Raw genomic sequence first — 24,327 nt, 5'->3', positions numbered from 1 at the left:
CGTCAATCCGGGGTGTCGTCGAGCACCACCGAGCCGTCGGGGCCCCAGTTCACCTTGGTGATGCCGGGTTCCATCCGCTCCAGGCGTTCGGCTTCGACCTGTTCGGCGGTCTTGTCGCCCATTTCCACGCGCACCAGATCGGCCAGCTGGCGGTTTTCCAGCAGCAGTTCGCGGTGGGCCAGGGCCTGGGCAATGGCCGACATCAATTCGTAATCGTTCCACGGCTTGCCGACGAAGCGCTCGATGCCGACTTCGTTGACCGCACGAACCAGAGCGTTCAGGTCGGCATAGCCGGACAGGATCAGGCGCGCGGCATCGGGCTGGATGGCCCGGGCCTGCTTGAGGAACTCGATGCCGTCCATTTCCGGCATCCGGTAGTCGCTGATGAACAGGTCGAATTCTTCCTGTCGCGCACGCTTCAGCGCGTCGCTGGGCAACTCGCAGGCCACGACTTCGAGCGCGAACTGCTTGTTGCCATAGACGCAGGGGGCGGCCCGCAGCAGGCGTTGCAGGGCTTTCAGGATGGAGGTTTCGTCGTCGACGATCAGGATGCGGCTCATTTTTCTTCCTGGCGAATGTAAACCGTGAGGTTGTATTGTTCGACCTGTTCCATGCGCTCCAGCTGGGCGATGATTTCGGCCTTGAGGACGCTGCCGGTGGCGAGCAGCAGGTAGCCGTCGCGGTGCATCAGGTCGCGGCTGACGACCATGCCCGGCTTCAGGTGCATGGTGCGCAGCGGGATCTCCACCGGTCCGGTCTTCAGCGTCTCGGCGATCATCGGCACGAAGGCATCGACGGCTGCCGGGTCATAGCGCTTGCCCCGGTTCTCGACCAGGAAATCCAGCGCTTCCGTGGGCTTCAGCGGGCGTTGCACCAGCGTGCCGACCTGCAGCGAGTCGTAGTCGTTGGCTACCGCCAGCAGCCGCGCGCCCTGGGGGATGGCGATGCCGGCCAGGCGGTCCGGGTAGCCGCTGCCGTCGTAGCATTCGTGATGGTGACGGACGATCAGCGCGGCATCGCGGAAACGTTCGATGCCGAGCAGGATGTTCTGGCCGATCACCGGATGTTTCATCACCTGGGTCCGCTGTTCGGCGCCGAGCAGGTTGTAGGGTTTGCCGAGCAGGTCGTCGGGCAGACCGAGCTTGCCGATGTCGTGCAGCAGGCCGGCGAGCATGATGTTCTGAACCTCGGCCTCGCCCAGGGCGAGGCGCTTGGCCAGCTTGCGGGCATTTTCGGCAACGCGCCGGCCGTGGCCGGCCAGTTGCTTGCCGGCCGGGCCGCTGCGCAGCTCGATAAGGCCGGCGAAGACCTGGACGCTGGTCATGAAGGATTTCTTCAGTTCGCCATGTGCCTGTTCGACGAAGGCCAGGGCCTGGCGCAACTCGGCCGTGCGGTCGGCAACCTTCTGTTCCAGGCCGGCATTGAGGGCTTTCAATTCCTCGTTCTGTGCCTGCGTCAGCGCGGTCAGCCGCCGGTTCTCGGATTCCAGGCGTTGCCGCTCCAGTGCCTCGCGGACGACGGTCTGGATCTCGTTGTCGTCCCAAGGCTTGGCGATGTAGCGGTAGATTTCGCCTTCGTTGATCGCGGCCACGGTCGAACTGATGTCGGCGTAACCGGTGAGCAGGATGCGCATGATCTGTGGCCAGCGCTGTCTGACCTGCTTGAGGAAGGTGGCGCCGTCCATTTCCGGCATGCGCATGTCGGAAATGATCAGGTCGACCGTTTCGCGTTCGAGGATTTCCAGCCCGGCGGTGCCGCTTTCGGCCGTCAGGATGCGATAACCCTGCGGACGGAACAGCCGGCGCAGGGCGGACAGGATGCTGGCTTCGTCGTCGACGAGCAGCAGGGTGGGCGCGTCGCTGGGCTCGCTCATTGTTTTCTCTCCTGGGCGGCGCTGGTGTCGGGGTGGATGGGCAGGGTGATGCGGAAGGTCGTGCCGCGGCCGGGTTCGCTGTCTACGCTGAGTTGGCCCTGATGGCGCTGGACGATGTTGTAGGACACCGACAGGCCGAGGCCGGTGCCCTGGCCGACCGGCTTGGTGGTGAAGAAGGGCTCGAAGATGCGGCGCAGGTTTTCCGGCGGAATGCCCTTGCCGGTGTCGGCAATCTCGATGCACACCTTGTCGTCATCCAGACGGCGGGTGCGGATGGTGATCGTTCCCTTCTGCTCGATCGCGTGCCCGGCATTGACCAGCAGGTTCATGAACACCTGGTTGAGTTGCGAGATCAGGCAGAACACCGGCGGAAGCTCGCTGTATTCCTTGACCACCTGGCATTTGTACTTGAGTTCGTTCCAGACGATGTTCAGCGTCGAATCCAGCCCCTGATGCAGGTCGGCCTCCTGCCATTCCTGCTCGCCGACGCGGGCGAAGGTCTTCAGGTCCTGGACGATCTTGCGCACCCGGCCCAGGCCGTCCTTCGATTCGGCGAGCAGCTTGAAGATGTCGTCGCGGACGAAATCGAAGTCGCGTTCTTCACGCAGTTGCTCGATGGATCTCAGGTTGGGGCAGTTTTCTCCCTGGTGCGCAGCCGCATCGGCGTAGGCGTCGAGGATGGTCATCAGGTCGTTGAGGTAGCCGGTCAGTGTGCCCAGATTGGAATGGACGAAGCCGATCGGATTGTTCAGCTCGTGGGCAATGCCGGCCGCCAACTGGCCGATGGAAGCCATTTTTTCCGATTGCAGCAACTGGTTGTTGGCGTCTTCCAGGCGTTTGTTCAATTGCTGCTGACGGGCCAGGTTGTCGGCGATCAGCAGCTGCTGTTCCTTGCGTTCGGTGATGTCGGTCAGCACCCCGTCGTAGAAAACCGGCAGTCCGTGCGCGTCGCGAGTCACCTTGGTCCGGTCGACGACCCAGATCACCCGATTGTCGGCGGTGATCAGTCGGTATTCCTGCTCGTAGCCGGTGGCGCCGGCCGCCGTATGGCGCATGACCTCGTCGCCGACCCGGACCAGGTCGTCGGGGTGCACGATGCTGGCGAAGTCGGGCTGGCCGGATTGCAGCTGCTCCGGTGTGTAGCCCCACTGGCTGACGTTTTCCGAAACGAACACCACCGGCCAGCCGTTGCTGGCGGCCCAGCGGAAACAGACCACCGGGCTGGCGTTGACTACCTGCATGGCCAGCCGCAGGGCGCGGTCAGCTCGCTGGCGGCGGACGATGCGCCAGGTTTCGTTGGCCAGCAACTGGACGGTTTCGACATCGTAATTGTCGTAATCCTCGCGGCTGTTGCCGACGCTGAAGATCATCCGCACTTGCCGGTCTTCGCAGACCGGGACGCTGATCAGGCGGTGCAGCAAGGGCATGGCTTCATTACTGATGTTGTTCAGGCGTAGGGCGCTGGCGCTGTGAGCCACCTCATGCCAGGGCGCGCTGCGGTCGTTACCCAGCGTCTCCGGCGTCTTGCGCGAACAGATCTGCAATTCGATCGGCTGGTCCTCGGCGGCGACGATGTGGAGCAGGGCGAACTGACTGCCGGTCAGCGATTCCGCGCGTTCCAGTGCCTGTTGCATGAATTCCCGTTCGTCGAGGCCCTCGGCCTGCTGCGGTAGTTCGATCAAGGCTAACGAGCGGCTGACCTGGTTGGCGAATTGCCTTTCGGCCAGTTGGCGCTGGGTGATGTCCTCGATGACCACGGTGAAATAATCGACCTGGCCGTTATCCAGCCGGATGGCCCGGGCCGCCAAGCTGACGAAAACGATGCTGCCGTCGGGGCGGAGAAAACGTTTTTCCAGATTGAAACCGTCACGCTCGCCGGCCAGCACACTGTTGAATAACTGGATGTTGAGTTCCCGGTCGTCGGGGTGCGTCAGGGTGATCCAGTCGCAATGCGTCAGGAAGTCCTCGCTGTAGCCGAGCATCCGGCATAGGGCGGGATTGACCTCGACCCAGTGGCGGTCGATGGTCGAGCGCGCCATGCCGACCGTGGCATGGTCGAAGAAGGCGCGGAACTGCTGCTTCTCGCGCTGCAGGCGGTTCAGCAGCAGGCGCGGCAAGACCAGGGCTAGCAGACCGAGCAGGGCAACCAGCGGCCAGGCCAGGGTCGACAAGTTGCCGGGGTCATTCGGGGTCATGATGTCTCCCGATCATGATTGTCCTGCTGCTTGTCCTTGGCCAGGCGGAAAGCTTCGCGGATTTCCTCGCGCAACTGGTCATCGTCCCAGGGCTTGGTCAGGAATTTGTAGATGGCACCCCGGTTGATGGCGCCGGTGACCGAGTCGAGGTCGGTGTAGCCAGTGAGCACGATGCGGATGGTTTCCGGGTAAAGCTGGCGTACCCGGGCAAAGAACTCGGTGCCGGACATGTCGGGCATGCGCTGGTCGGAGAGGATGACGTGTACCGGCTGCTTGGCCAGGTGCTCGAAAGCGTCGAGCGGCGAGGTCGCGGTCAGGATCTGGAAGCCTTCGCGGCGCAACAAGCGCGACAGGGCGTTGAGGATGTTCGGTTCGTCGTCGACGATGAGCAGGGTCTGCTTGCCGCTCGACGGGATGTCGGCGATCGGCAGGCTGGTCCGCCCGGCCAGCAGTTGTTCGAATTCGGCGGCCGGCAGGGCCGGGCTGAACAGGAAACCCTGGATCGCATCGCACCGGCGGCCGCGCAGGAATCGCGCCTGGGCTTCGGTTTCGACACCCTCGGCGAGGATGGCCAGGTTCAGGCTGCGGGCCATGACGATGGCGGCCGTGGCAATGGCGGCGTTGACCGGGTTCTCGATGATGTCTTCGACAAAACTCTGGTCGATCTTGATCTTGTCGAAAGGAAAGCGCGAGACATAGGAGAGCGAGGAGTAGCCGGTGCCGAAGTCGTCGAGCGAGAGCTTGACGCCGAGTTGCTTGAGCTTGCGGCACATGGCGATGGCTTCGTCGGCGTCGTGGATGAATGCGCTTTCGGTGATTTCCAGTTCGAGCAGATCGGCGGGCAGGCCGCTTTCGGCCAGCGCCCGGGCCACCGTGCGATCCAGTCCGGGCTGGCGGAACTGGCGGGCCGACAGGTTGACGGCCAGGCGCAGGGGGGCGGTCAGGCCCAGGTCGTGCCAGCGGCGTGCCTGGGCGCAGGCGGTGAACAGCACCCATTCGCCGATCGGAATGATCATTCCATTGTCTTCGGCCAGGGGGATGAACTCTGCCGGAGAGACCTTGCCGAAAGCGGGATTCTGCCAGCGTAGCAGGGCCTCCATGCCGATCACCCGGCCGGTTTCGAGACTGACCTGGGGCTGGTAGTGGATCGACAGTTCGTCGTTCTTGAGCGCACTGCGCAAGGCGCTTTCCAGGCCGAGCCGGCGGGCCGCGTCGGCATCCATTTCCGGCGCGTAGAAGCGGAAGGTGTTGCGCCCGGCCTGCTTGGCGCGGGACAGGGCGATGTCGGCGGTCTTGAGCAGGTCGTCGGCGCCGTTCCCGTCACGTGGCGCCAGGCTGATGCCGATGCTGGCAGTGAGCAGCAAGGTCTGCTCGCCGATCATGAAGGGGTCGCCGATGGCATCGAGCAATCGCTGGGCCAGGGCGATGGCATCGCGTTCGTGGCTGAGGTTGGCCATGACGAAACCGAATTCGGTACCGGAGCGTCGGCCCAGGGTGTCGCCTTCGCGCAGCAATCCCTGCAGGCGGCGGGCGACTTCCTGCAGCAGTGCGTCGCCGACCGGCGGCCCGAAGCTCTCGTTGACCAGGCGGAAATGGTCGAGGTCGAGCAGGATCACCGCCGTCTGGCGTTCGAAGCGGCCGGCGTTGATCAAGGCCTGGGCCAGGCGGTCGGTCAGCAGGCTGCGGTTGGGCAGGTCGGTCAGCGGATCGTAGCTCGACAGGTACTGGATGCGTTCGGCGGCCTCGCGTCGTTCCGACAGGTCGCTGAACAGGCCGACGTAGTGGGTCAGCTTGCCGTTGCTGTCGCGTACGGCGGAAATGTGCAGCCATTCATTGACCAGTTCGCCGTTCTTGCGCCGGTTGGTGATTTCACCCTGCCAGCTATCCTCGTTGTTGAGCTTGTCCCACAAACCCTGGTAGAAGGCTTGGCCGTGCACGCCGGACTTGAGCAGTGCCGGCGTCCGGCCGACGGCCTCGTCGGCGCTGTAGCCGGTGACCTGGACGAAAGCCTCGTTGACGGTGAGGATGCGGGTATCGGGGTCGGTGATGCAGATGCCGTCGCTGATCCCCGTGAACACCACGGAAGTGAGCTGGCGTTCGCTCTCGATCTGCTTGCGGCGGCTGATGTCGGTGATCGTGCCGGCGCTGAGCAGCGAGCCGCCGCCTTCGTCGATACGCAGCGACTGTCCGCGTCCCTCGACCCACAGCCAGTGTCCGTCGGCGTGGCGCAGACGGAATTCCTCGACCGAGATCTCGGTGCCGGGCGGCGGCGGGTGACGGACGGCCCGCTCGATCCGGGCGCGGTCCTCCGGATGGACATGGGCCAGACTGGCGCTCAGCGTCCCCGGCGACTCGCCCAGGCCGAGCATCCGGCAAAGATCGGGATTCCATTCCATGCGCTCGCCGTCGCGATGAAATTCCCAGATGCCCAGGCCGGTGGCCGACAAGGTCAGTTGCAGGCGGGTCGCCAGTTGCTGGTTTTCCAGCAGGCGCCGCGACACCTCCTGCTCCAGCGAGGCGTTCTGGCGGGCCAGTTGGTCCCTGGCCAGCTTGAGCTCCAGGTGGTTGCGCACGCGGGCCCGGAAAACCGGCGCCTGCAGGGGCTTGGCGATGTAGTCGACGGCGCCTTCGAGCAGCCCGGAGTGCTCGTCGCCGGGCGAGTCGAGGGCCGTGACGAAGATCACCGGGATGTGCCGGGTGGCCGGGTTGGCGCGCAGTCGCGCCAGTACCTCGTGACCGTCCATGTCGGGCATCATCACATCGAGCAGGATGAGGTCGGGTTGCGGAGCGAGTTCCGCGTACTGCAGGGCGGTCGGGCCATCCTCGGCAAGGCGGATATCGACGTCCAGTTCTTCCAGCATGGCCGAGGCCACTGCAAGGTTCGATGGCAGATCATCGACAGCCAGCACAACCGGGCGCTGCGTCCTGCCTGTCAGGGATTCCGGTTCTGCCATCAGATCCTCCTTGCGGATTTGTCAGTATTGTTATTTTGTTCCCCTGCCACGGTCAAGGCAAGCCGCCAAGGTTAAAATGTGCAACTTTTGCGTGTCATGGGCAAGCGCCATGGGTGCTCTGTCGGCACGCCGGATCAATTTTCCGCAGGAAATCCTCATGCTGCAAAAACTCGCTGCTTTCCCCGGCGTTGCCGGTCCTGTTGTGGTCATCGTCATGGATGGCTACGGTTTGCCGGCCAATGATGCGGGCAGTGCCATTGCCGCGGCCCGCAAGCCGAACCTGGACCAGTTGTTTGCCACCTGCCCGAATATTCGCCTGCGGGCTCATGGTACCGCCGTTGGCATGCCGTCCGACGACGACATGGGTAATTCCGAGGTCGGTCACAACGCCATCGGGGCCGGCCAGGTTTATGCCCAGGGGGCGGCGCTGGTCGCCAATGCGATTGCCGACGGCGCGATCTGGGCCGGCGAGGCCTGGCAGCAGATCGTTGCCGGCGCCAAGGCCGGGCGTGGCGTGATCCACTTCATCGGGCTGTTTTCCGACGGCAATGTGCACAGCCATATCGATCACCTGAAGGCCATGGTCCTGCGCGCCAAGGCGGAAGGTGTCGCCTGCGTGCGCATCCACGCGCTGCTCGACGGTCGCGACGTGCCGGAAACCAGTGCGCTCGACTACGTTGTGCCCTTCGAAGCCTTCCTGGCCGAGCAGTCGACCGGAGGGTTCGACGCCCGCATCGCCTCCGGCGGTGGGCGCCAGTACATCACCATGGACCGCTACGACGCCAACTGGGCGATGGTCGAGAAAGGCTGGAAGACGCATGTGCTGGGCGAAGGCCGGCAGTTCCCGAATGCGACGGCGGCGGTGAACGGCTTGCGTGAAAGCCATCCCGGTACCATCGATCAAGACTTGCCCGAATTCGTCATCGCCGACGAAGGCCAGCCGATCGGTACCATCGAGGATGGCGATTCCGTCGTCTTCTTCAATTTCCGTGGCGACCGCGCGATCGAGATCACCCGCGCCTTCGTCGAAGCGGATTTCGACAAGTTCGACCGCGTCCGCTACCCGCAGGTGACCTACGCCGGCATGCTCCAGTACGACGGCGACCTGCAGTTGCCCAAGCGTTTTCTGGTGGCGCCGCCGGCGATCAAGGACACCTCCGGCGAGTGGTTCAGCAAGCTTGGCCTGGCGCAATTCGCCTGTTCCGAGACGCAGAAGTTCGGCCATGTCACCTATTTCTGGAACGGCAACCGTTCCGGCAAGTTCGCCGGCGAAACCTGGCAGGAAGTCCCGAGCGACGTCGTGCCCTTCGAGCAGCGGCCTTGGATGAAGGCGGCCGAGATCGCCGACGCCATGATCGCGGCGATCGAGTCCGGTCAGTACCAGGTGCTCCGCTGCAATTTCGCCAACGGCGACATGGTCGGCCACACCGGCAATTTCCGCGCGGCGACGATGGCCGTGGAAGCCGTCGACCTGGCGCTCGGACGTTTGCTGAAAGCGGTCGAGGCGGCCGGCGGCGTGGCGCTGATCACCGCCGATCACGGCAACGCCGACGAAATGTTCGAACTCGACAAGAAAACCAAGCAGCCGGCGCAAAATCCGGATGGCTCGTTCAAGGCCAAGACCGCGCATACGCTCAACCCGGTGCCGCTGATCCTGTTCGACGCCGCCAGCGGCGGCCGGCTGGCCCTGCGCCAGACGGAAAGTGCCGGCCTGTCGAACATTGCGGCGACCGTCGCTGCGTTGCTCGGTTACGAGCGCCATCCGGCCTGGGACGAGAGCCTGCTAAGCGTTGGCTGAGCTCGGCAGTCTGCCGGCAAGCCACTTGTCGAGCATGGCGAACAGCACTTCCGGCCTGACCGGTTTGGCGATGAAATCGTTCATGCCGGCTTCGAAGCAGCGGGCCTTGTCCTCGACGAAGGCATTGGCCGTCATCGCCAGGATGGGGGTGTCGGCGTAGTCCGGGAGTTCGCGGATGCGCCGGGTGGCTTCCAGGCCGTCCATGTGCGGCATCTGCATGTCCATCAGGATCAGGTCGTAGGCGGTTGCTGACGCCATCTGCAGTGCCTTCTGGCCGTCTTCGGCGCAGTCGACCCGCAGGCCGATTTCGTCGAGCAGCATCTGCGTGATTTCCCGGTTGATCGGCTCGTCCTCGGCCAGCAACAGGCGGATGTTCCGGTTGCGCAGGTCTTGCGGGGGCGCCGGCGATGGCTCGTTCGAAAGCTCGTTGCCGGCGGTCTGTCCGCGCTTCAGGCGGGCGGTGAACCAGAAGGTGCTGCCCTGGCCGGGGATGCTGTCGGCACCGACCTGGCCGTCCATCAGTTCCGCCAGCTTGCGGGTGATCGCCAGACCGAGGCCGGTTCCGCCGTACTTGCGGGTGGTCGAGTTGTCGGCTTGTTCGAAAGCCGAGAACAGGCGTTCCAGCGCTTCGGGCTCGATGCCGATGCCGGTATCGGCGACAGAAAAACGCAGCAGCACGGAATTGCCGGCGTCTTCGAGTACCTCTGCCGACAGCTTGATGCTGCCGTGTTCGGTGAACTTCAGGGCATTGCCGGCATAGTTGAGCAGCGCCTGTTGCAGACGGATCGGGTCGCCGGTCAGCGGGTCGGGCAGTGGCGGCACATTGACGATCAGGCGGATGTTCTTGCTTTCCGCTTTCGGCTGCAGCATCGAGACAATGTTGCCGAACAGCGCGGCGATATTCACCGAGGTGCTTTCCAGCGTGAATTTCCCGGCTTCGATCTTGGACAGGTCGAGTACGGTATTGATGATGTTGAGCAGGTGGGTGCTTGCCGACTCCAGTTTGTCGAGGCGTTCCCGCTGCTCGTCGGTCAGGCCGGCGCGGCGGATGAGGTGGGCCATGCCGGTGATGGCGTTGAGCGGGGTGCGGATTTCGTGGCTCATGTTGGCCAGGAACACGCTTTTCGCGACATTCGCGCTCTCCGCGGCTTCCTTGGCAATTTCCAGTTCTTCGGTACGCCGCGCCACCAGTTCTTCCAGGTGCTGGCGGTAGTGCGCCAGTTCGGCTTCGGTGCGACGGCTTTCGGTAATGTCGCGGGCGATGACCATCAGCGCCAGGCGGCTGCCATCCCTGGCCATGAGCGGGAACTTGCGGACTTCGCAGATGCGCTGCGGTTGATTGTCCGCATTCAGGTATTCGATGCTGCAGGAAATGTCGCCGGCGCCCCAGGCCGCCTCGTCGGTGCTCGCCGCCTGCTCGTGGAATTTCCGGAAGGCCGGGCGTTCGCGCGCCAGTTCGCGGTTGGTCTTGCCCAGCCAGGGAAAGCCGTGCAGTGCCAGGATGTCTTCAGCGGCATGGTTGATCTGCTGCCAGCGGTTGTTGCCGTCCTTGAGCACGACGGCGTCGGGCAGGGCATCGATGAAGCTGGCCAGACGGGCGTTGCTGTCGCGCAGCGCGGCATGGGCGTTGTCGATATCGGTGATGTCGCGGAAGGCAACGACCGAGCCGCAATGGCGACCGTCGCGCCACAAGGGATTGACCGTCAGGATGACCGGGAAACCGCTGCCGTCCTTGCGCCAGAACCAGTCGTTGCCGCTGCGCAGCAAGCCGTCGCTGACGGTCTTGTGCACCGGGCAGTCGTGGGCCGGATAGATGCTGCCGTCGGCATGGTGATGGTGGAACAGTGCGTGGGTGTCGGCGTTGAGGATTTCCTCGGCGGCATAGCCGAGCAGTTCGCAGGCGGCCGGGTTGACGAAGATGCAGCGGTGCGCCTCATCAAGCCCGAAAACGCCTTCGCCGAGCGCTTCGAGTATCGATTGCTGGCGGGTCAGATGGGCGGCCAGTTCCTCGATGCGGGTTTCGACGGCACTGGCCATGACGGCGAAATTCTGGCTCAGTTCGCCGATTTCGTCGGTGACCGTCGCCGGCAGCGGTGCCCGGTAATCGCCTGCGGCAATCCGGCTGCTGGCGGCGGCCAGCATGGCCAGGTGGCGGGTCAGCCAGTAACCGGCCGCGGCCAGCACCAGCGTCGTCAGCAGGATGCCGACGATGGCGATCAGCGAGCCTTGCCAGAGCAGTTCGCGGCGGGCTTCGTTGAGGAATTTCAGGGACAGGCCGTACTGCAGGTCGCCGTAATGCTGGCCGTAAATTTCGATGGGAAAGCGCGCGTGAATCAGGTCGTTGCCCTGTCGGCCGGGGGGCGGCAGAGCATCGCTTTCCGGCCAGCGGCTGCTGGCCAGGCGGTGGCCTTCCGGGTCGGTGAGCACCAGGTAGTCGATGTCCTCGTTCTGTTGCCAGCCATCGAGAATGTCGCGCAACGTGGCGTAATCGCGGGTCGCCAGCGGGACCACCACGGCGACACGGTAGGCTTGCTGGATGGCTTCCTGATGGCGAAGCGTCTGCGTGTTGAGCCGGTCGTCGATCAGGCGCAGGCCGTTGGCGATCAGCACCGCGAGGACCAGCAATTCGATGGCCAGTGCGGCGAGGAGGAGGCGGAAGCGCAAACTGCGGGTGAATGCCGGAAGCTGCAAGCGGATTACCTCATCATCTGCCGGGTTGGTTCGATGAAGTCCTGCAGGCTGTCGAGGTCTTCTTGCGAGACCGGGACATAGGCCTTGTAGCCGGTTTCGATGAAGAAGGCCTTGCCTTCCGGCGTGTCCGGGAATGCTGCGATGGCGAGCCGGATGCGCTCGATGTCGGCATTGCCCAGGCGCCGGTTGACCAGGGTCATGACATGGGGGACGCTGATGTCGCTGGTCAGCAGCCGGGTGCGGGAGCGGACATCCTCGGGAATCTGACGCAGCGGCGTGTGCGTGGTGATTGCCGCGTCGGCCGTGCCGGCGACGACGGCGGCGACGGCGGCGCCGTGCGAACTGTACTCGACGACGCGGAAATCGCGATTGAGGACGAAACCCTTGTCCTGCAGCCACTTGATGCCGCCGATGGAGGAAATCGATAGACGGCTGGAGAGGGCGATGGTCTTGCCGCGCAACGCTTCCGCGGCGTTGATCGGTCCATCCTGGCGGACCACGAAAACCGGTTGCAGGTCGATCGCATAGCGGAACAACAGCAGCATTTCCCGATTGGCGGCCATCGCTCCGAAATGCGGTCCGGTGATGGCCAGGTCGAAGTCGCCGGCAAGCAACTGGTTGACGTGCGTGAAGTAGTCGGGCGAGGTGTAGACCACGACCTTTCTGCCCAGTTTGCGTTCGAGGTGGGCGGTCAGCGGCTGGTGCGCCTTGATCAGGGCCAGCGGACTGTTGAAGGGCATGATGCCCAGCTTCAGCGGGGGGGCTTCGCCGGCACCGACGGAGGTCGCCATTCCCAGGCTGGACAGGGCGGCAATGCGCAGTAAGCCGGCAAGTCGAGACAGTAGGGTCATGATATCCCTGAAGCGGCTGCGGGAATGCAGCGCCCGAATTGTCACTCAGAAGCCCGGTGGCGGCAACTTCTCGAGACAGTGTTGCCGCTTAGTCCTGGTGCGCAGCCCAGCGCCGCCGGTAGTGCGCCGGCGCCATTCCGGTCCACTCGACGCAGGCACGATAGAAGGCCGACGTGTCGTTGTAGCCGAGATCGGCGGCGATGCGGGCGACCGGGTCGCGGGTCTTGACCAGCCGGGCCAGCGCCATGTCGCGGCGGAGCGCATCCTTGATGCTGCGGAAACTCGAACCTTCCTCTTCGAGCCGGCGGTGAACCGTTCTCGGCGACAGGTGCAACCGGGCGGCCACGTCGTCGAGTGCCAACGGCGCTGGCATGGCGGCGCGCAACAGGTCGCGCACGCGGATGACCATTTCACGGTCGCGCCGGTAGAGCGTGGTGATCTTGCCCGGGGCGCCGTCGAGAAAGGTGTTGAGCGCCGCTTCGTCGCGGCGTAGCGGCAGTTCCAGCAGGTTGGCGTTGAAGCTGGCGATCAGGCTGCCCTTGCCGCCGGGCAAGGTTGGTGCGAAGCGTGAGTCCTCGGTGAAGATCAGCGCGTAGTCGGCGGCATGCGCCGGACGGCGATAGGGGAATATCACATGGTCGAGCGCCAGGCCGCGGCCGGCCAGCCAGCACGACAGGCCATGCAGCAGGCGCAGCAGCCATTCGAAGGCGAAGATCCGGCCGGGGTCGTCGCATGCCTCGGCCAGCCGGCGTGTTTCGCCGATGACCAGTTCCGCCTGGCCGTGAGCGCGGCGTACGGATACGGCGAGATCGGGCAGGGCGATGCGCAGGAAGCGGCTGGCCCGGTGCAGCGCTTCGGCCAGTGTCGGGGCGCTGAGGCAGGCACGGCAGAGAAATTCGAAACTGCCGCAGCGCATCGGTTGCGAGAACAGGCCGAAGCCTTCGTCGTCGAATTCGTGGTTGATCAGGTTGTACAGCGCCGCATAGCGTTCGATGGGAATGCGCCTGGCGGTGTCTGCAATATCGATGTCCGTGGCCCGCAGTAGCGGGCCGGGATCGATGCCCCGTCGCTCAAGTCCGGCCAGCATGCCGGTAACAAAGCCCATCGCGACAGAGGCTTGCCTGCGGTTTGTCGGTGCGGGATTGGTGCGATGCAGCATCTTGGCCGGTCCGGAATGCTCTGGTGGCATAGACTAACATCTTGGCGGAATTTGCACGATAGGCGTCAATCCCCACAATGGTGCGATGGGCAAAGCGGCCTAAGATGAATGCCTTTCCATCCGTACTGCCGAGGTTGCCGTCATGACCGATCTTTCCGTCGCCAAGAAACTCGTCCCCTACAAGCCGAAGAACAAGGTCCGTTTCGTCACTGCCGCCTCGCTGTTCGACGGTCACGATGCGTCGATCAACATCATGCGCCGCATCCTGCAGTCGACCGGTTCCGAGGTCATCCACCTCGGCCACAACCGCTCGGTGCAGGAGATCGTCAATGCCGCGCTGCAGGAAGACGCGCAGGGCATCTGCATCACCTCCTACCAGGGCGGTCACGTCGAGTTTTTCAAGTACATGATCGACCTGCTCAAGGCCAACGGCGGCGAGCACATCAAGGTCTTCGGCGGCGGCGGTGGTGTTATCGTGCCGTCCGAGATCAAGGAACTGCACGCCTACGGCGTGACCCGCATCTACGCGCCGGAAGACGGCGTGCAGATGGGCCTGCAGGGCATGATCAACGAAGTCGTCGAGAAGTCGGACTACGACGTCGCCGACCAGGGCGTACCGAGCGCCGAGCAGGTCGTTGCCGGCCTGAAGGGGGGCGACCGCCGTCTGCTGGCGCGCGTCATCACGCTGCTCGAGAACGGCTCGGCACCGCAACTCAAGGAGCCGCTGCTCAAGGCGGCGGCCGAACTGAGCACGCCGGTGCTCGGCATCACCGGCACCGGCGGCGCCGGCAAGTCGTCGCTGACCGACGAGCTGGTCCGCCGCTTCCGCCTCGATCAGGGCGACAGCGTGAACATCGGCATCGTCTCCATCGACCCGTCGCGCAAGCGCACCGGCGGCGCGCTGCTCGGCGACCGCATCCGGATGAACGCCATCGAACATCCGAACATCTTCATGCGCTCGCTGGCCACCCGCGACACCGGCAGCGAAATCTCGGTCGCACTGCCCGAGGTCATCGCCGCCTGCAAGCTGGCCGGCTTCGATCTGGTCGTCGTCGAGACTTCCGGTATCGGTCAGGGCAATGCTGCCATCGTCCCCTTCGTCGACCTGTCGCTGTACGTGATGACGCCGGAGTTCGGTGCCGCCTCGCAGCTGGAGAAGATCGACATGCTCGACTTCGCCGACTTCGTCGCGATCAACAAGTTCGACCGTAAAGGCGCCGAGGACGCGCTGCGCGACGTGCGCAAGCAATACCAGCGCAACCGCGAACTGTGGACGACGCCGACCGAGGACATGCCGGTGTTCGGGACCATGGCCGCCCGTTTCAACGACGACGGCGTCACCGCCCTCTACCAGGCGCTGGTTCCGGCGCTGACCGAGAAGGGCCTGAAGCTGAAGCCGGGTTCGCTGCCGCTGGTCACCGTCAAGCAGTCGTCGGCCAGCCGCGCCATCGTGCCGACCGCCCGCGTTCGCTATCTGGCCGAGATCGCCGATGCGGTGCGCGGTTATCACAAACATGTCGACGAACAGGTCAAGATCGCCCGCGAGCGCCAGTCGCTGCGCATCGCCAGGAACGTGTTCGCCGGCTGCGACAAGAATGTCGCCGACTTTGACGAACTGCAGGCGTTCAAGGACAGCCAGCAGGATCCGAAGGCGAAGAAGCTGCTCGACATGTGGCCGCAGACGCTGGAAGCCTATTCCGGCGACGAATACGTGGTGAAGATCCGCGACAAGGAAATCCGCACCAAGCTGACGTCCGAATCGCTGTCCGGCACCAAGATCCGCAAGGTGATCCTGCCCAAGTACACCGACGACGGCGAAATCCTGCGCTTCCTGATGAAGGAAAACGTTCCCGGTTCCTTCCCCTATACCGCCGGCGTCTTCGCCTTCAAGCGCGAGGGCGAGGACCCGACACGGATGTTCGCCGGCGAAGGCGATGCATTCCGCACCAATCGCCGCTTCAAGAAGGTGTCGGAAGGCATGCCGGCGCACCGTTTGTCGACCGCCTTCGACTCGGTCACGCTCTACGGCTGCGACCCGGACGAGCGTCCGGACATCTACGGCAAGATCGGCAACTCCGGCGTGTCGATCGCCACGCTCGACGACATGAAGGTGCTCTACGACGGCTTCGACCTGGTCTGCCCGACGACCTCGGTGTCGATGACGATCAACGGCCCGGCGCCGATCATCCTGGCCTGCTTCTTCAACACCGCCATCGATCAGCAGATCGCCAAGTTCGAGCAGGAAAACGGTCGCCAGCCGACCGAGGACGAAGCCGAGAAGATCCGCGAATGGGTGCTCAAGACCGTCCGCGGTACCGTCCAGGCTGATATTCTGAAGGAGGACCAGGGCCAGAACACCTGCATCTTCTCGACCGAATTCGCGCTCAAGATGATGGGCGACATCCAGGAGTTCTTCGTCCATAACCAGGTGCAGAACTTCTACTCGGTGTCGATCTCCGGCTATCACATCGCCGAAGCCGGGGCGAATCCGATCAGCCAGCTCGCCTTCACGCTGTCCAACGGCTTCACCTACGTGGAAAGCTACCTGGCGCGCGGCATGCACATCGACGACTTCGCGCCCAACCTCTCCTTCTTCTTCTCCAACGGCATGGACCCGGAATACTCGGTGATCGGCCGTGTCGCCCGCCGCATCTGGGCCGTGGCGATGAAGAACAAGTACGGCGCCAACGAGCGCAGCCAGAAGCTGAAGTACCACATCCAGACGTCCGGCCGTTCGCTGCACGCCCAGGAGATGGACTTCAACGACATCCGCACGACGCTGCAGGCGCTGATCGCCATCTACGACAACTGCAACTCGCTGCACACCAACGCTTACGACGAAGCGATCACGACGCCGACGGAAGAGTCCGTGCGCCGCGCCATGGCTATCCAGCTGATCATCAACCGCGAGTGGGGCGTCGCCAAGAACGAGAACCCGAACCAGGGTGCCTTCGTCATCGACGAACTGACCGACCTCGTGGAAGAAGCCGTGCTCAAGGAATTCGAAGCCATCGCTTCGCGCGGCGGCGTGCTCGGCGCCATGGAAACCGGCTACCAGCGCGGCAAGATCCAGGAAGAGTCGATGTACTACGAGCACAAGAAGCACGACGGCTCCTACCCCATCATCGGCGTCAATACCTTCCTCAATCCGAAGGGCATGGCCCAGCAGGAAATCGAACTGGCTCGCTCGACCGAAGAGGAGAAGCAGTCGCAGATCAAGCGCCTGCGCGATTTCCACGCACGCAACGCCGATAAAGCACCGGCCATGCTGGAAAAGCTCAAGCAGACCGTGATCGAGGACGGCAACGTCTTCGCCGTGCTGGTCGATGCAGTGCGCTGCTGCTCGCTCGGCCAGATCAGCTCGGCACTGTACGAAGTCGGCGGCCAGTACCGCAGAAGCATGTAAGCAGGCCCCGCAAGGGGAAAGGCATTCCGGACCCGAACAGGGCGGAGGAGAAAATAAGACGGCGAGGCGATGTACCTCGCCGTTTTCCATTGCGGTGCCGGTTGGCCTGGCGACGCTTGCCAAGATGCACGTGCTGGGATTTAATAACTGACCAGTCAGTCATTAACGGATGTGCCCAGATGTTTTCTCCTGCTTCCCGGTCCTTTGTGTGCAGTGACGCACGCTCCATCGAAGGGGCTGCGTGTGTCTGACTCCTCCATTCCCGTGCAGCGCCGCCGGCGCAAGGAAGCCCGGCCGCATGAGCTGACCGCCGCCGCCCTGACCCTGTTCGTCGAAAAGGGCTATGCCGCCACGCGTCTGGACGAGGTTGCGGCGCGGGCCGGTGTGTCGAAGGGGACGCTCTATCTGTATTTCGACAGCAAGGAGGCCTTGTTCCAGGCTGTCATCCGCGAGGGCGTGGTGCCGGCGATCGAGGCCGGCGAAGCGATGTTCGCCGAGCCGGGCAGCGATCCCCGCGCCTTGCTGCGCGCTTTTCTCGAAGCCTGGTGGGCGCGCATCGGCAGTACCGAACTGGGGGGCATTCCCCGGCTGATCATGGCCGAGGCCGCGAATTTTCCCGAGGTTGCGCGTTACTACAACGATGCCGTCATCCAGCGCGGGCTGGCGCTGCTGCGCGGTGCCGTGCAGCGCGGCATCGATCAGGGCGTCTTCCGGGCGGTCGATACGACGGTGATCGACGTCCTGCTGATTTCGCCGCTGATCCATCTGGCCGGCTGGCGCAGTTCGCTGGCGCCCTGCTGCGGTAGCAACATCGACCCCGATGCTTATGTTCAGGCGCATATCGACATGGTTCTGCATGGTCTTGCAGCGACGCCTTCCGGAGCCAGTTCATGAAACCGTCCGTCATTCAGGCTGCCCTGATCCTGTCCTTGCTGGTGAGCGCTTGCTCGCCGCCGCCGGACGCGCCGCCGGCGCCCCGGGCAGTGCTGGTGCGTACGCTGGGAAGCGCCGCCGATGCGGCGCAGGCGCAGGTTTATTCCGGGGAAGTGCGGGCCCGCCATGAGAGCGAACTGTCTTTCCGGGTCGGGGGCAAGGTGCTCGAACGCAAGGTTGACGCCGGGGCTCAGGTGCAGGCCGGGCAATTGCTGGCCCGGCTCGATCCGCAGGACGCGCGTTTGTCGTCCAGCGCGGCGGCTGCCCAGGTGGCCGCCGCCGAAGCCGAGGCCGGCCTGGCGCGGGCCGAATTCAAGCGCAGCGAAGCCTTGCTGCAGCGCAATTTCATCAGCGCTTCGGCACTCGACCTGCGGCGCAGCGCGCTTGACGCCGCCGAGGCGCGCTTGCGCCAGGCGCAGGCGCAGGCCGCCGGCACCGCCAATCAGCAGTCCTACACCGAGTTGCTGGCCGACAGCGCCGGGGTGATCACGGAAGTCAGCGTCGATGCCGGCCAGGTGGTGGCGGCGGGTCAGCGCGTGCTGCGCCTGGCCAGGCCGGGCGAGCGCGAGGTGCTGGTGCATGTGCCGGAAAGCCGCCTGGCCGGTCTGGTCGTCGGCGCGCCGGCCACGGTGCGTTTGTGGATGGCGCCGGAACGCAGTCTGTCGGGCCGGGTGCGCGAAGTGTCGCCGTCGGCTGACCGGGCGACCCGGACCTATGCGGTACGGGTGGCGATTGCCGATGCCGACGATCTGCCGCTGGGCGCGACGGCGACCGTGGCGCTGGCCGATGGCGGGCCGGCACAACTCGCCCTGCCGCTGGCGGCGGTGACCCAGCGCGAGGGCAAGGCCACGGTGTGGCTGGTCGACGCGCAGCAGAAGGTGGTGCCGCAGACGGTCGAGATCGCAGCCTTGCGCGAGGATGCGGCGATCCTGAAGACAGCCCTGCCGGCCGGCTCAAGAGTGGTGGTGGCCGGCGTGCACCGGCTGATCGAAGGCGAAAGCGTGCGTCCGCTGGAAGCGGGTAGTGCGCCGGCCCTGGATGTGCGGCGATGAAAGCCCGGCGGCAGCGCTTCAATATTTCCGAATGGGGTTTGCAGCATCAATCGCTGGTGCTGTATTTCCTGGTCGCCCTGACGGTGATCGGGCTCTATTCCTATACCCGCCTGGGCCAGTCCGAAGACCCGCCGTTCACCTTCAAGGTCATGGTGGTGCGGGCCGAATGGCCGGGTGCCAGCGCGCGCGAGATGGCCGAGCAGGTCACCGACAAGATCGAGAAGAAGCTGCAGGAAATTCCCGAGATCGATGTTGCCCGCAGCTATTCCAAGCCCGGCGAAAGCATGGTCTTCTTCCTTGCCCGCGATTCGGTCCATTCGCAGCGCATGCCGGCGGTGTGGTACCAGGTGCGCAAGAAGATCGGCGACATCCAGGGCACGCTGCCCAGCGGCGTGCGCGGCCCGTACTTCAACGACGAATTCGGCGACACCTACGGCAACCTGTTTGCCCTGGTCGGCGAAGGGGTGTCGCCGGCCGACCTGAAACGCCACGCCGATGCGATCCGCAGCGAATTGCTGCGGGTGCCCGACGTGGCCAAGGTCAGCTTTTTCGGCGAACAGTCGCAACGCATCTACATCGAACTGTCGAATACCAAGCTGGCGACCCTGGGGGTCGGCATCGCCGAGATCGCCAATGCCCTGTCGGCGCAGAACGCAGTCACCGGCGCCGGCTTTTTCGAGACCGACGAGGAGCGTATCTGGCTGCGCCCGTCCGGCGCTTTCGACGAAGTCGAGGCGATTGCCGACACGCTGATCCGCATCGGCGGGCGCAGCTTCCGTCTCGGCGATGTCGCCGAGGTCCGGCGCGGGGTTGAGGATCCGCCGAGCGAACGCATGCGCTTCATGGGCGAGGACGCTTTCGGCATCGGCGTGTCGATGCGTGCCGGTGGCGACATCGTCGCCCTGGGGCGCAATCTGGATACGGCAGTGCAGCGGATCGAGGCGCAACTGCCGGTCGGTATCCGCTTCGAGCGGGTCGCCGACCAGCCGCGGGCGGTGCGCAATTCGGTCAGCGAGTTCGTCAAGGTGCTGGTCGAGGCGGTGGCCATCGTCATGGCGGTCAGCCTGCTGTCGCTCGGCCTGCGCACCGGGGTCGTCGTCCTGATCATCATCCCGGTGGTGCTGGCGATCACATTCATGTTCATGCACATGCTCGGCGTCGGCCTGCACAAGATTTCGCTCGGCGCCTTGATCATCGCTCTCGGCCTGCTGGTCGACGATGCGATCATCGCCGTCGAGATGATGGCGACCAAGATGGAGCAGGGCTGGGAACGCACCCGGGCGGCGAGCTACGCCTACACCTCGACGGCGATGCCGATGCTGTCCGGCACCCTGGTCACCGCTGCCGGCTTCCTGCCCATTGCCACCGCGGCTTCCGGGGTTGGTGAGTACACACGTTCGATCTTTCAGGTGACGGTGATCGCGCTGCTCGTGTCCTGGGTGGCGGCGGTGTTGTTCGTGCCTTATCTGGGTTTTCACCTGCTGCCCGATTTCCGTAAAAAGCATTGCCAGCCGTCGCGACTGGCCGGACTGCTGACGCGTCTTTCCCCGGCACTCGGCCGCCGCCTGGCCGAGCGTGAGGTCGCGCACGAGCAGGTTCACGACGAATATGCGATCTATCACACGCCCTTCTACCAGCGCTTCCGTCGCCTGGTCGATGCTTGCGTGCGCCACCGCTGGCCGGTGATAGGGCTGACCGTGCTGGCCTTCGCGCTGTCCATGGTCGCCTTCGTGCGCCTGGTGCCGCAGCAGTTCTTCCCCGACTCGACGCGCCCGGAGCTGCTGGTCGATCTGCGCCTGGCCGAAGGCGCTTCGCACCAGGCGACGGAAGCGGCGGTTCATCGTCTCGAACAGTTCCTGACCGAGCAGGAAGGCATCGACAACTACGTTGCCTGGCTGGGCGGCGGCAGCCCGCGTTTTTACCTGCCGCTCGACCAGCAACTGGCGCAGACCAATTTTGCCCAGTTCGTCATCCTCACGGCCGGTGTCGAGGAGCGTGAAGCCCTGCGCGGCAAACTGATCCGCCTGTTCGAGGAGGAACCCTGGCCGTTACGGGCCATGATCAACCGCCTGGAAAACGGGCCGCCGGTCGGCTTCCCCGTCCAGTTCCGGGTGAGCGGCAGCGATACCGGCGAATTGCGGCGTATCGCGCATCAGGTGGCGGCGCTGCTGCGCGAACATCCCGAACTGTCGAACGTCCATCTCGACTGGGAAGAGCCATCCAAGGTCGTGCGCCTGAAAATCGACCAGGACAAGGCTCGCCTGCTCGGCGTGTCGAGCAGCGACATCGCCCGCCTGCTGTCCACTTCGCTGCAGGGGACGACGGTGACGCAGTATCGCGAGGGCAACGAAACCCTGGCCGTGGTGCTGCGCGGTGCCCGTTCCGAACGCGTCCATCTCGGCCAGCTGCCCAACCTCGCGGTGCCTGTCGCCGGCGGGCGCAGCGTGCCGCTGGCCCAGATCGCGACCGCCGAATACGGCTTCGAGGAAGGCGTGATCTGGCGTCGCAACCGCCTGCCGACGGTGACCGTCCGCGCCACCCTGTACGGCAAGGTACAACCGGCGGTGGTGGTCGGCCAGCTGACCCCGGCCGTCGATCAGGTGCGCAGCGCCCTGCCGCTCGGTTACCGGGTCGAGGTCGGCGGCGCCGTCGAGGAAAGCGCCAAGGGCGGCAGCTCGGTGGCGGCCGGGGTGCCGTTGTTCATCCTGGTCGTGCTGACCGTGCTCATGCTGCAACTGCAGAGTTTCTCGCGCACCGTCATGGTAGTGCTCACCGCCCCGCTCGGCATGATCGGCGTGACCCTCTTCCTGCTCGCCTTCAATCGGCCGTTCGGCTTCGTCGCCATGCTCGGAACGATTGCCCTGTCGGGCATGATCATGCGCAACTCGGTGATCCTGGTCGACCAGATCCGCCAGGACATGGCCGCCGGCCGTCACGCCTGGGAAGCCATCGTCGAATCCACCGTGCGCCGTTTCCGGCCCATCGTGCTGACCGCCGCGGCCGCCATTCTGGCAATGATCCCGCTGTCGCGCTCGGCCTTCTTCGGGCCGATGGCGGTGGCGATCATGGGCGGGCTCACCGTTGCCACCCTGCTGACCATGCTCTTCCTGCCGGCACTCTATGCCGCCTGGTACCGGGTCCGGCCGCCGGCCTGAGCTCGCGGGCAGCAACAATTCCTTACGCAATCGCTGCCGTTTTTGCCGGACAATTCAGCTCATCAAGGATAGACCCGAGGAGACCGCCATGTCCAAGCACGATGAACTTTCCCGCAATCTTCAGCGCAACGGCGTCACCCGCCGCCAGGTGCTCTGGCTGTTCGGTGCGGCGGCGGTGTCCGGGTGCGCGCAGTCGCCGGTCGGCGGCAAGTCCATCCTGGTCGGCATGAGCGAGGCGCAGGAGAAGAGCATCGACCAGCAGGTCTCGCCGCAGCAGTTCTCGCAGGATCTCGGACCGGTGCAGGATGCGCGGATCAACAGTTATGTCAGTTCGGTCGGCCAGCGGCTCGACAAGCTGACGCACCGGCCGCAGATGCCGTACTCCTATCGCGTGCTCAACGCCAATTACGTCAACGCCTATACCTTCCCGGGCGGGGCGATGGGGATCACGCGCGGCATCATGGTCGATCTGCAGAACGAAGCCGAACTGGCGGCCCTGCTCGGTCATGAAATGGGCCACGTCAATGCGCGCCACGCCGCACAACGCCAGGGGCAGGCGATGGTCGCCCAGGTCGCGGTGGCCGGTGCCAGCATTGCCGCGTCGAACAGCCAGTGGGGCGGGCTGGTCTCGATCGGCAGCCAGTTGGGCGCCAGCGCCCTGCTGTCGAGCTATTCGCGCGACAACGAGCGCGAAGCCGATGCGCTGGGGCAGGAATACATGGTCCGGGCCGGTTATCCGGCCAGCGGCATGGTCGCCCTGCACCAGTTGCTGGTCGATCAGCAGAAGGAATCGCCGGGCCTCTTGCAGACCATGTTCTCGACGCATCCGATGAACGTCGAGCGGCGCGACACGGCGCAGCGGCTGGCCCAGGAGAAATATGCGGCCAGCCTCAAGCGCGATGCCGGACGCGAACGCTTCATGGACAGCACGGCCAGCCTGCGCCGGATCAAGCCGACCATCGCCGCCTGCCAGAACGGTGAAATGGCGATGGCCGGCAAGCAGTACGCCAAGGCCGAAGGCGAGTTCCGCTCGGCCCTGCAGAAGACGCCGCGCGACTACGCCGGCAACGTGCTGATGGCCCAGTGCCTGCAGGCCCAGAACAAGACCGGCGACGCCATGCGTTACGCCGAGGCGGCCAAGGAAATCTATCCGCAGGAAGCGCAGGCGCACAAACTGTCCGGCGTGCTGGCGCTGGGCTTGAAGGATCCGGCCGCGGCTTTCGCCAACCTTGATCGCTACGACCGCATGCTGCCCGGCGACGCCGGCATCACCTTCCTCAAGGGCGTGTCGCTGGAGGGCATGGGCAAGCGTCAGGAAGCGGCGAATCACTACGCGGCTTTCCTGCGCCGTCAGCAGCAGGGCGACGCCGCAAAATATGCCTACAGTCGCCTGCAGGGCTGGGGTTACGTGAAGTAAGCCTCAGTCGCCGAAGCGGCGCAGGCCGTCGAGGTCGATGACGTTGATGCCGCCGTATTCGCTGCGTACCAGGCCGGCTTCTTCCAGTACCTTGAGGCCCTGGTTGGCACGCTGGCGGGAAACGCCCGCCAGATAGCCCAGTTCTTCCTGCGAAATCTGCAGCAGGCGGTTGGTGCCGGGGTAGAGCACAGGATTGAACAGGGCGGCCAGGACGCGGGCGATCCGCGTGTCGATGTCGAGCATGCGCTCGTTTTCCATCATGCCGATGAACTGGCCCAGGCGTTCGTTCAACTGGGCGATCATGTAGCGGTTGAACGGAATGCTGTGGTCGAGCAGCCACAGGAAAGTGGCGCGGTTCATGAAGGCCACGCGCGTCTCGCGGATGGCCATGACATCGTAGCGGCGCGGCTCCTCCTTGAGCAGCGAGCCCTCGCCGAACCAGCCGCCGGTGGTGATGCCGGTCAGCGAGGTGGTCTTGCCGGTGGTCCAGTGGCTGGCCATCTTGCCCAGACCGCTGACGATGCCCATCCAGTGCGTGACCGGTTCGCCCTTCATGCAGATGAAGGCGCCCGGCGCAAAGCTGCGCTCGACCGTGCCGGCCAGGGCGCGCTGCATCTCCTCTTCGCTCAGTGCCTGTCCCCACTGGGATGCGCGTAGCAGTTCCTCAGCGTTTTTCATTTTTTTTCCGGATTGTCTGCCGAACGACAATTATACGCTGCACCTGTGCTTACACTGGGTCTCAGGTCAGGAAAAGCCGGCGCCTGCAAGTCTGGTGTAAGAATGCCGGCGCCACAATGAAGCAAATGACAGATGACCGCGAACAACGAGTCGCGGCGGAGGAGA

Annotated in this window: 14 protein-coding genes; 6 read left to right on the top strand and 8 right to left on the bottom strand. The window is 64.7% G+C overall.

Annotated elements, in window-relative coordinates:
• Positions 1-2: 2 nt before the first annotated feature.
• The 4 genes from Q0799_RS06315 to Q0799_RS06300 are packed head-to-tail and all read right to left on the bottom strand — an operon-like array spanning position 3 to position 7,022.
• Positions 3-560 (bottom strand): response regulator, encoded by a 558-nt coding sequence (locus tag Q0799_RS06315; RefSeq protein WP_298395837.1) that lies wholly within the window; start codon positions 558-560, stop codon positions 3-5.
• Positions 557-1,873, bottom strand: coding sequence for an HD domain-containing phosphohydrolase (locus Q0799_RS06310; RefSeq protein WP_298395835.1), 1,317 nt, complete (start codon positions 1,871-1,873; stop codon positions 557-559). The genes Q0799_RS06315 and Q0799_RS06310 overlap by 4 nt, the downstream gene beginning before the upstream one ends.
• Positions 1,870-4,068, bottom strand: a complete 2,199-nt coding sequence (locus Q0799_RS06305) for a PAS domain-containing protein (protein ID WP_298395832.1) — start codon at positions 4,066-4,068, stop codon at positions 1,870-1,872. The genes Q0799_RS06310 and Q0799_RS06305 overlap by 4 nt, the downstream gene beginning before the upstream one ends.
• Complete coding sequence (locus Q0799_RS06300) at positions 4,065-7,022, bottom strand: EAL domain-containing protein (protein ID WP_298395829.1); 2,958 nt, start codon at positions 7,020-7,022, stop codon at positions 4,065-4,067. Before Q0799_RS06300 ends, Q0799_RS06305 begins: the two co-directional genes overlap by 4 nt.
• A gap of 157 nt (positions 7,023-7,179) precedes the next feature.
• Here Q0799_RS06300 and gpmI point away from each other — a divergent pair, with 157 nt between their 5' ends.
• Positions 7,180-8,820, top strand: coding sequence for a 2,3-bisphosphoglycerate-independent phosphoglycerate mutase (gene gpmI / locus Q0799_RS06295; protein ID WP_298395826.1), 1,641 nt, complete (start codon positions 7,180-7,182; stop codon positions 8,818-8,820).
• Here gpmI and Q0799_RS06290 read toward each other — a convergent pair.
• From Q0799_RS06290 to Q0799_RS06280, 3 genes are all read right to left on the bottom strand, one after another.
• Entirely contained in the window at positions 8,806-11,511 is a 2,706-nt protein-coding gene (locus tag Q0799_RS06290) for a response regulator (protein WP_298395823.1), read from the bottom strand. The genes gpmI and Q0799_RS06290 overlap by 15 nt on opposite strands.
• Positions 11,512-11,516: 5 nt before the next feature.
• Positions 11,517-12,362 carry a PhnD/SsuA/transferrin family substrate-binding protein gene (locus tag Q0799_RS06285; RefSeq protein ID WP_298395820.1) on the bottom strand — a complete coding sequence of 282 codons (846 nt, stop codon included), beginning with the start codon at positions 12,360-12,362 and terminating at the stop codon, positions 11,517-11,519.
• 88 nt (positions 12,363-12,450) lie between these two features.
• The gene (locus Q0799_RS06280) at positions 12,451-13,467 is read right to left on the bottom strand and encodes an AraC family transcriptional regulator (protein ID WP_298395817.1); all 1,017 of its coding nucleotides are present in this window, start codon (positions 13,465-13,467) and stop codon (positions 12,451-12,453) included.
• Between the two features lie 196 nt (positions 13,468-13,663).
• Between Q0799_RS06280 and icmF the strand changes: the two genes are divergently transcribed.
• From icmF to Q0799_RS06255, 5 genes are all read left to right on the top strand, one after another.
• Positions 13,664-16,927, top strand: coding sequence for a fused isobutyryl-CoA mutase/GTPase IcmF (gene icmF / locus Q0799_RS06275; RefSeq protein ID WP_298395814.1), 3,264 nt, complete (start codon positions 13,664-13,666; stop codon positions 16,925-16,927).
• 243 nt (positions 16,928-17,170) lie between these two features.
• Positions 17,171-17,821, top strand: coding sequence for a TetR/AcrR family transcriptional regulator (locus tag Q0799_RS06270; protein WP_298395811.1), 651 nt, complete (start codon positions 17,171-17,173; stop codon positions 17,819-17,821).
• Positions 17,818-18,912, top strand: coding sequence for an efflux RND transporter periplasmic adaptor subunit (locus Q0799_RS06265; RefSeq protein ID WP_298395808.1), 1,095 nt, complete (start codon positions 17,818-17,820; stop codon positions 18,910-18,912). The genes Q0799_RS06270 and Q0799_RS06265 overlap by 4 nt, the downstream gene beginning before the upstream one ends.
• Complete coding sequence (locus Q0799_RS06260) at positions 18,909-22,067, top strand: efflux RND transporter permease subunit (protein ID WP_298395805.1); 3,159 nt, start codon at positions 18,909-18,911, stop codon at positions 22,065-22,067. The genes Q0799_RS06265 and Q0799_RS06260 overlap by 4 nt, the downstream gene beginning before the upstream one ends.
• An 88-nt stretch (positions 22,068-22,155) precedes the next feature.
• Positions 22,156-23,484 carry a M48 family metalloprotease gene (locus Q0799_RS06255; RefSeq protein ID WP_028994139.1) on the top strand — a complete coding sequence of 443 codons (1,329 nt, stop codon included), beginning with the start codon at positions 22,156-22,158 and terminating at the stop codon, positions 23,482-23,484.
• Between the two features lie 3 nt (positions 23,485-23,487).
• On the opposite strand, the gene Q0799_RS06250 is transcribed toward Q0799_RS06255, so the two are convergent.
• Positions 23,488-24,162 (bottom strand): Crp/Fnr family transcriptional regulator, encoded by a 675-nt coding sequence (locus Q0799_RS06250; protein ID WP_028994140.1) that lies wholly within the window; start codon positions 24,160-24,162, stop codon positions 23,488-23,490.
• Positions 24,163-24,327 lie beyond the last annotated feature (165 nt).

The organism is uncultured Azonexus sp. (assembly GCF_937982035.1).
Taxonomy (GTDB): domain Bacteria; phylum Pseudomonadota; class Gammaproteobacteria; order Burkholderiales; family Rhodocyclaceae; genus Azonexus.
Note: the sequence above shows the minus strand (reverse complement) of the source record. Positions and strands in the feature narration are given on the sequence as shown.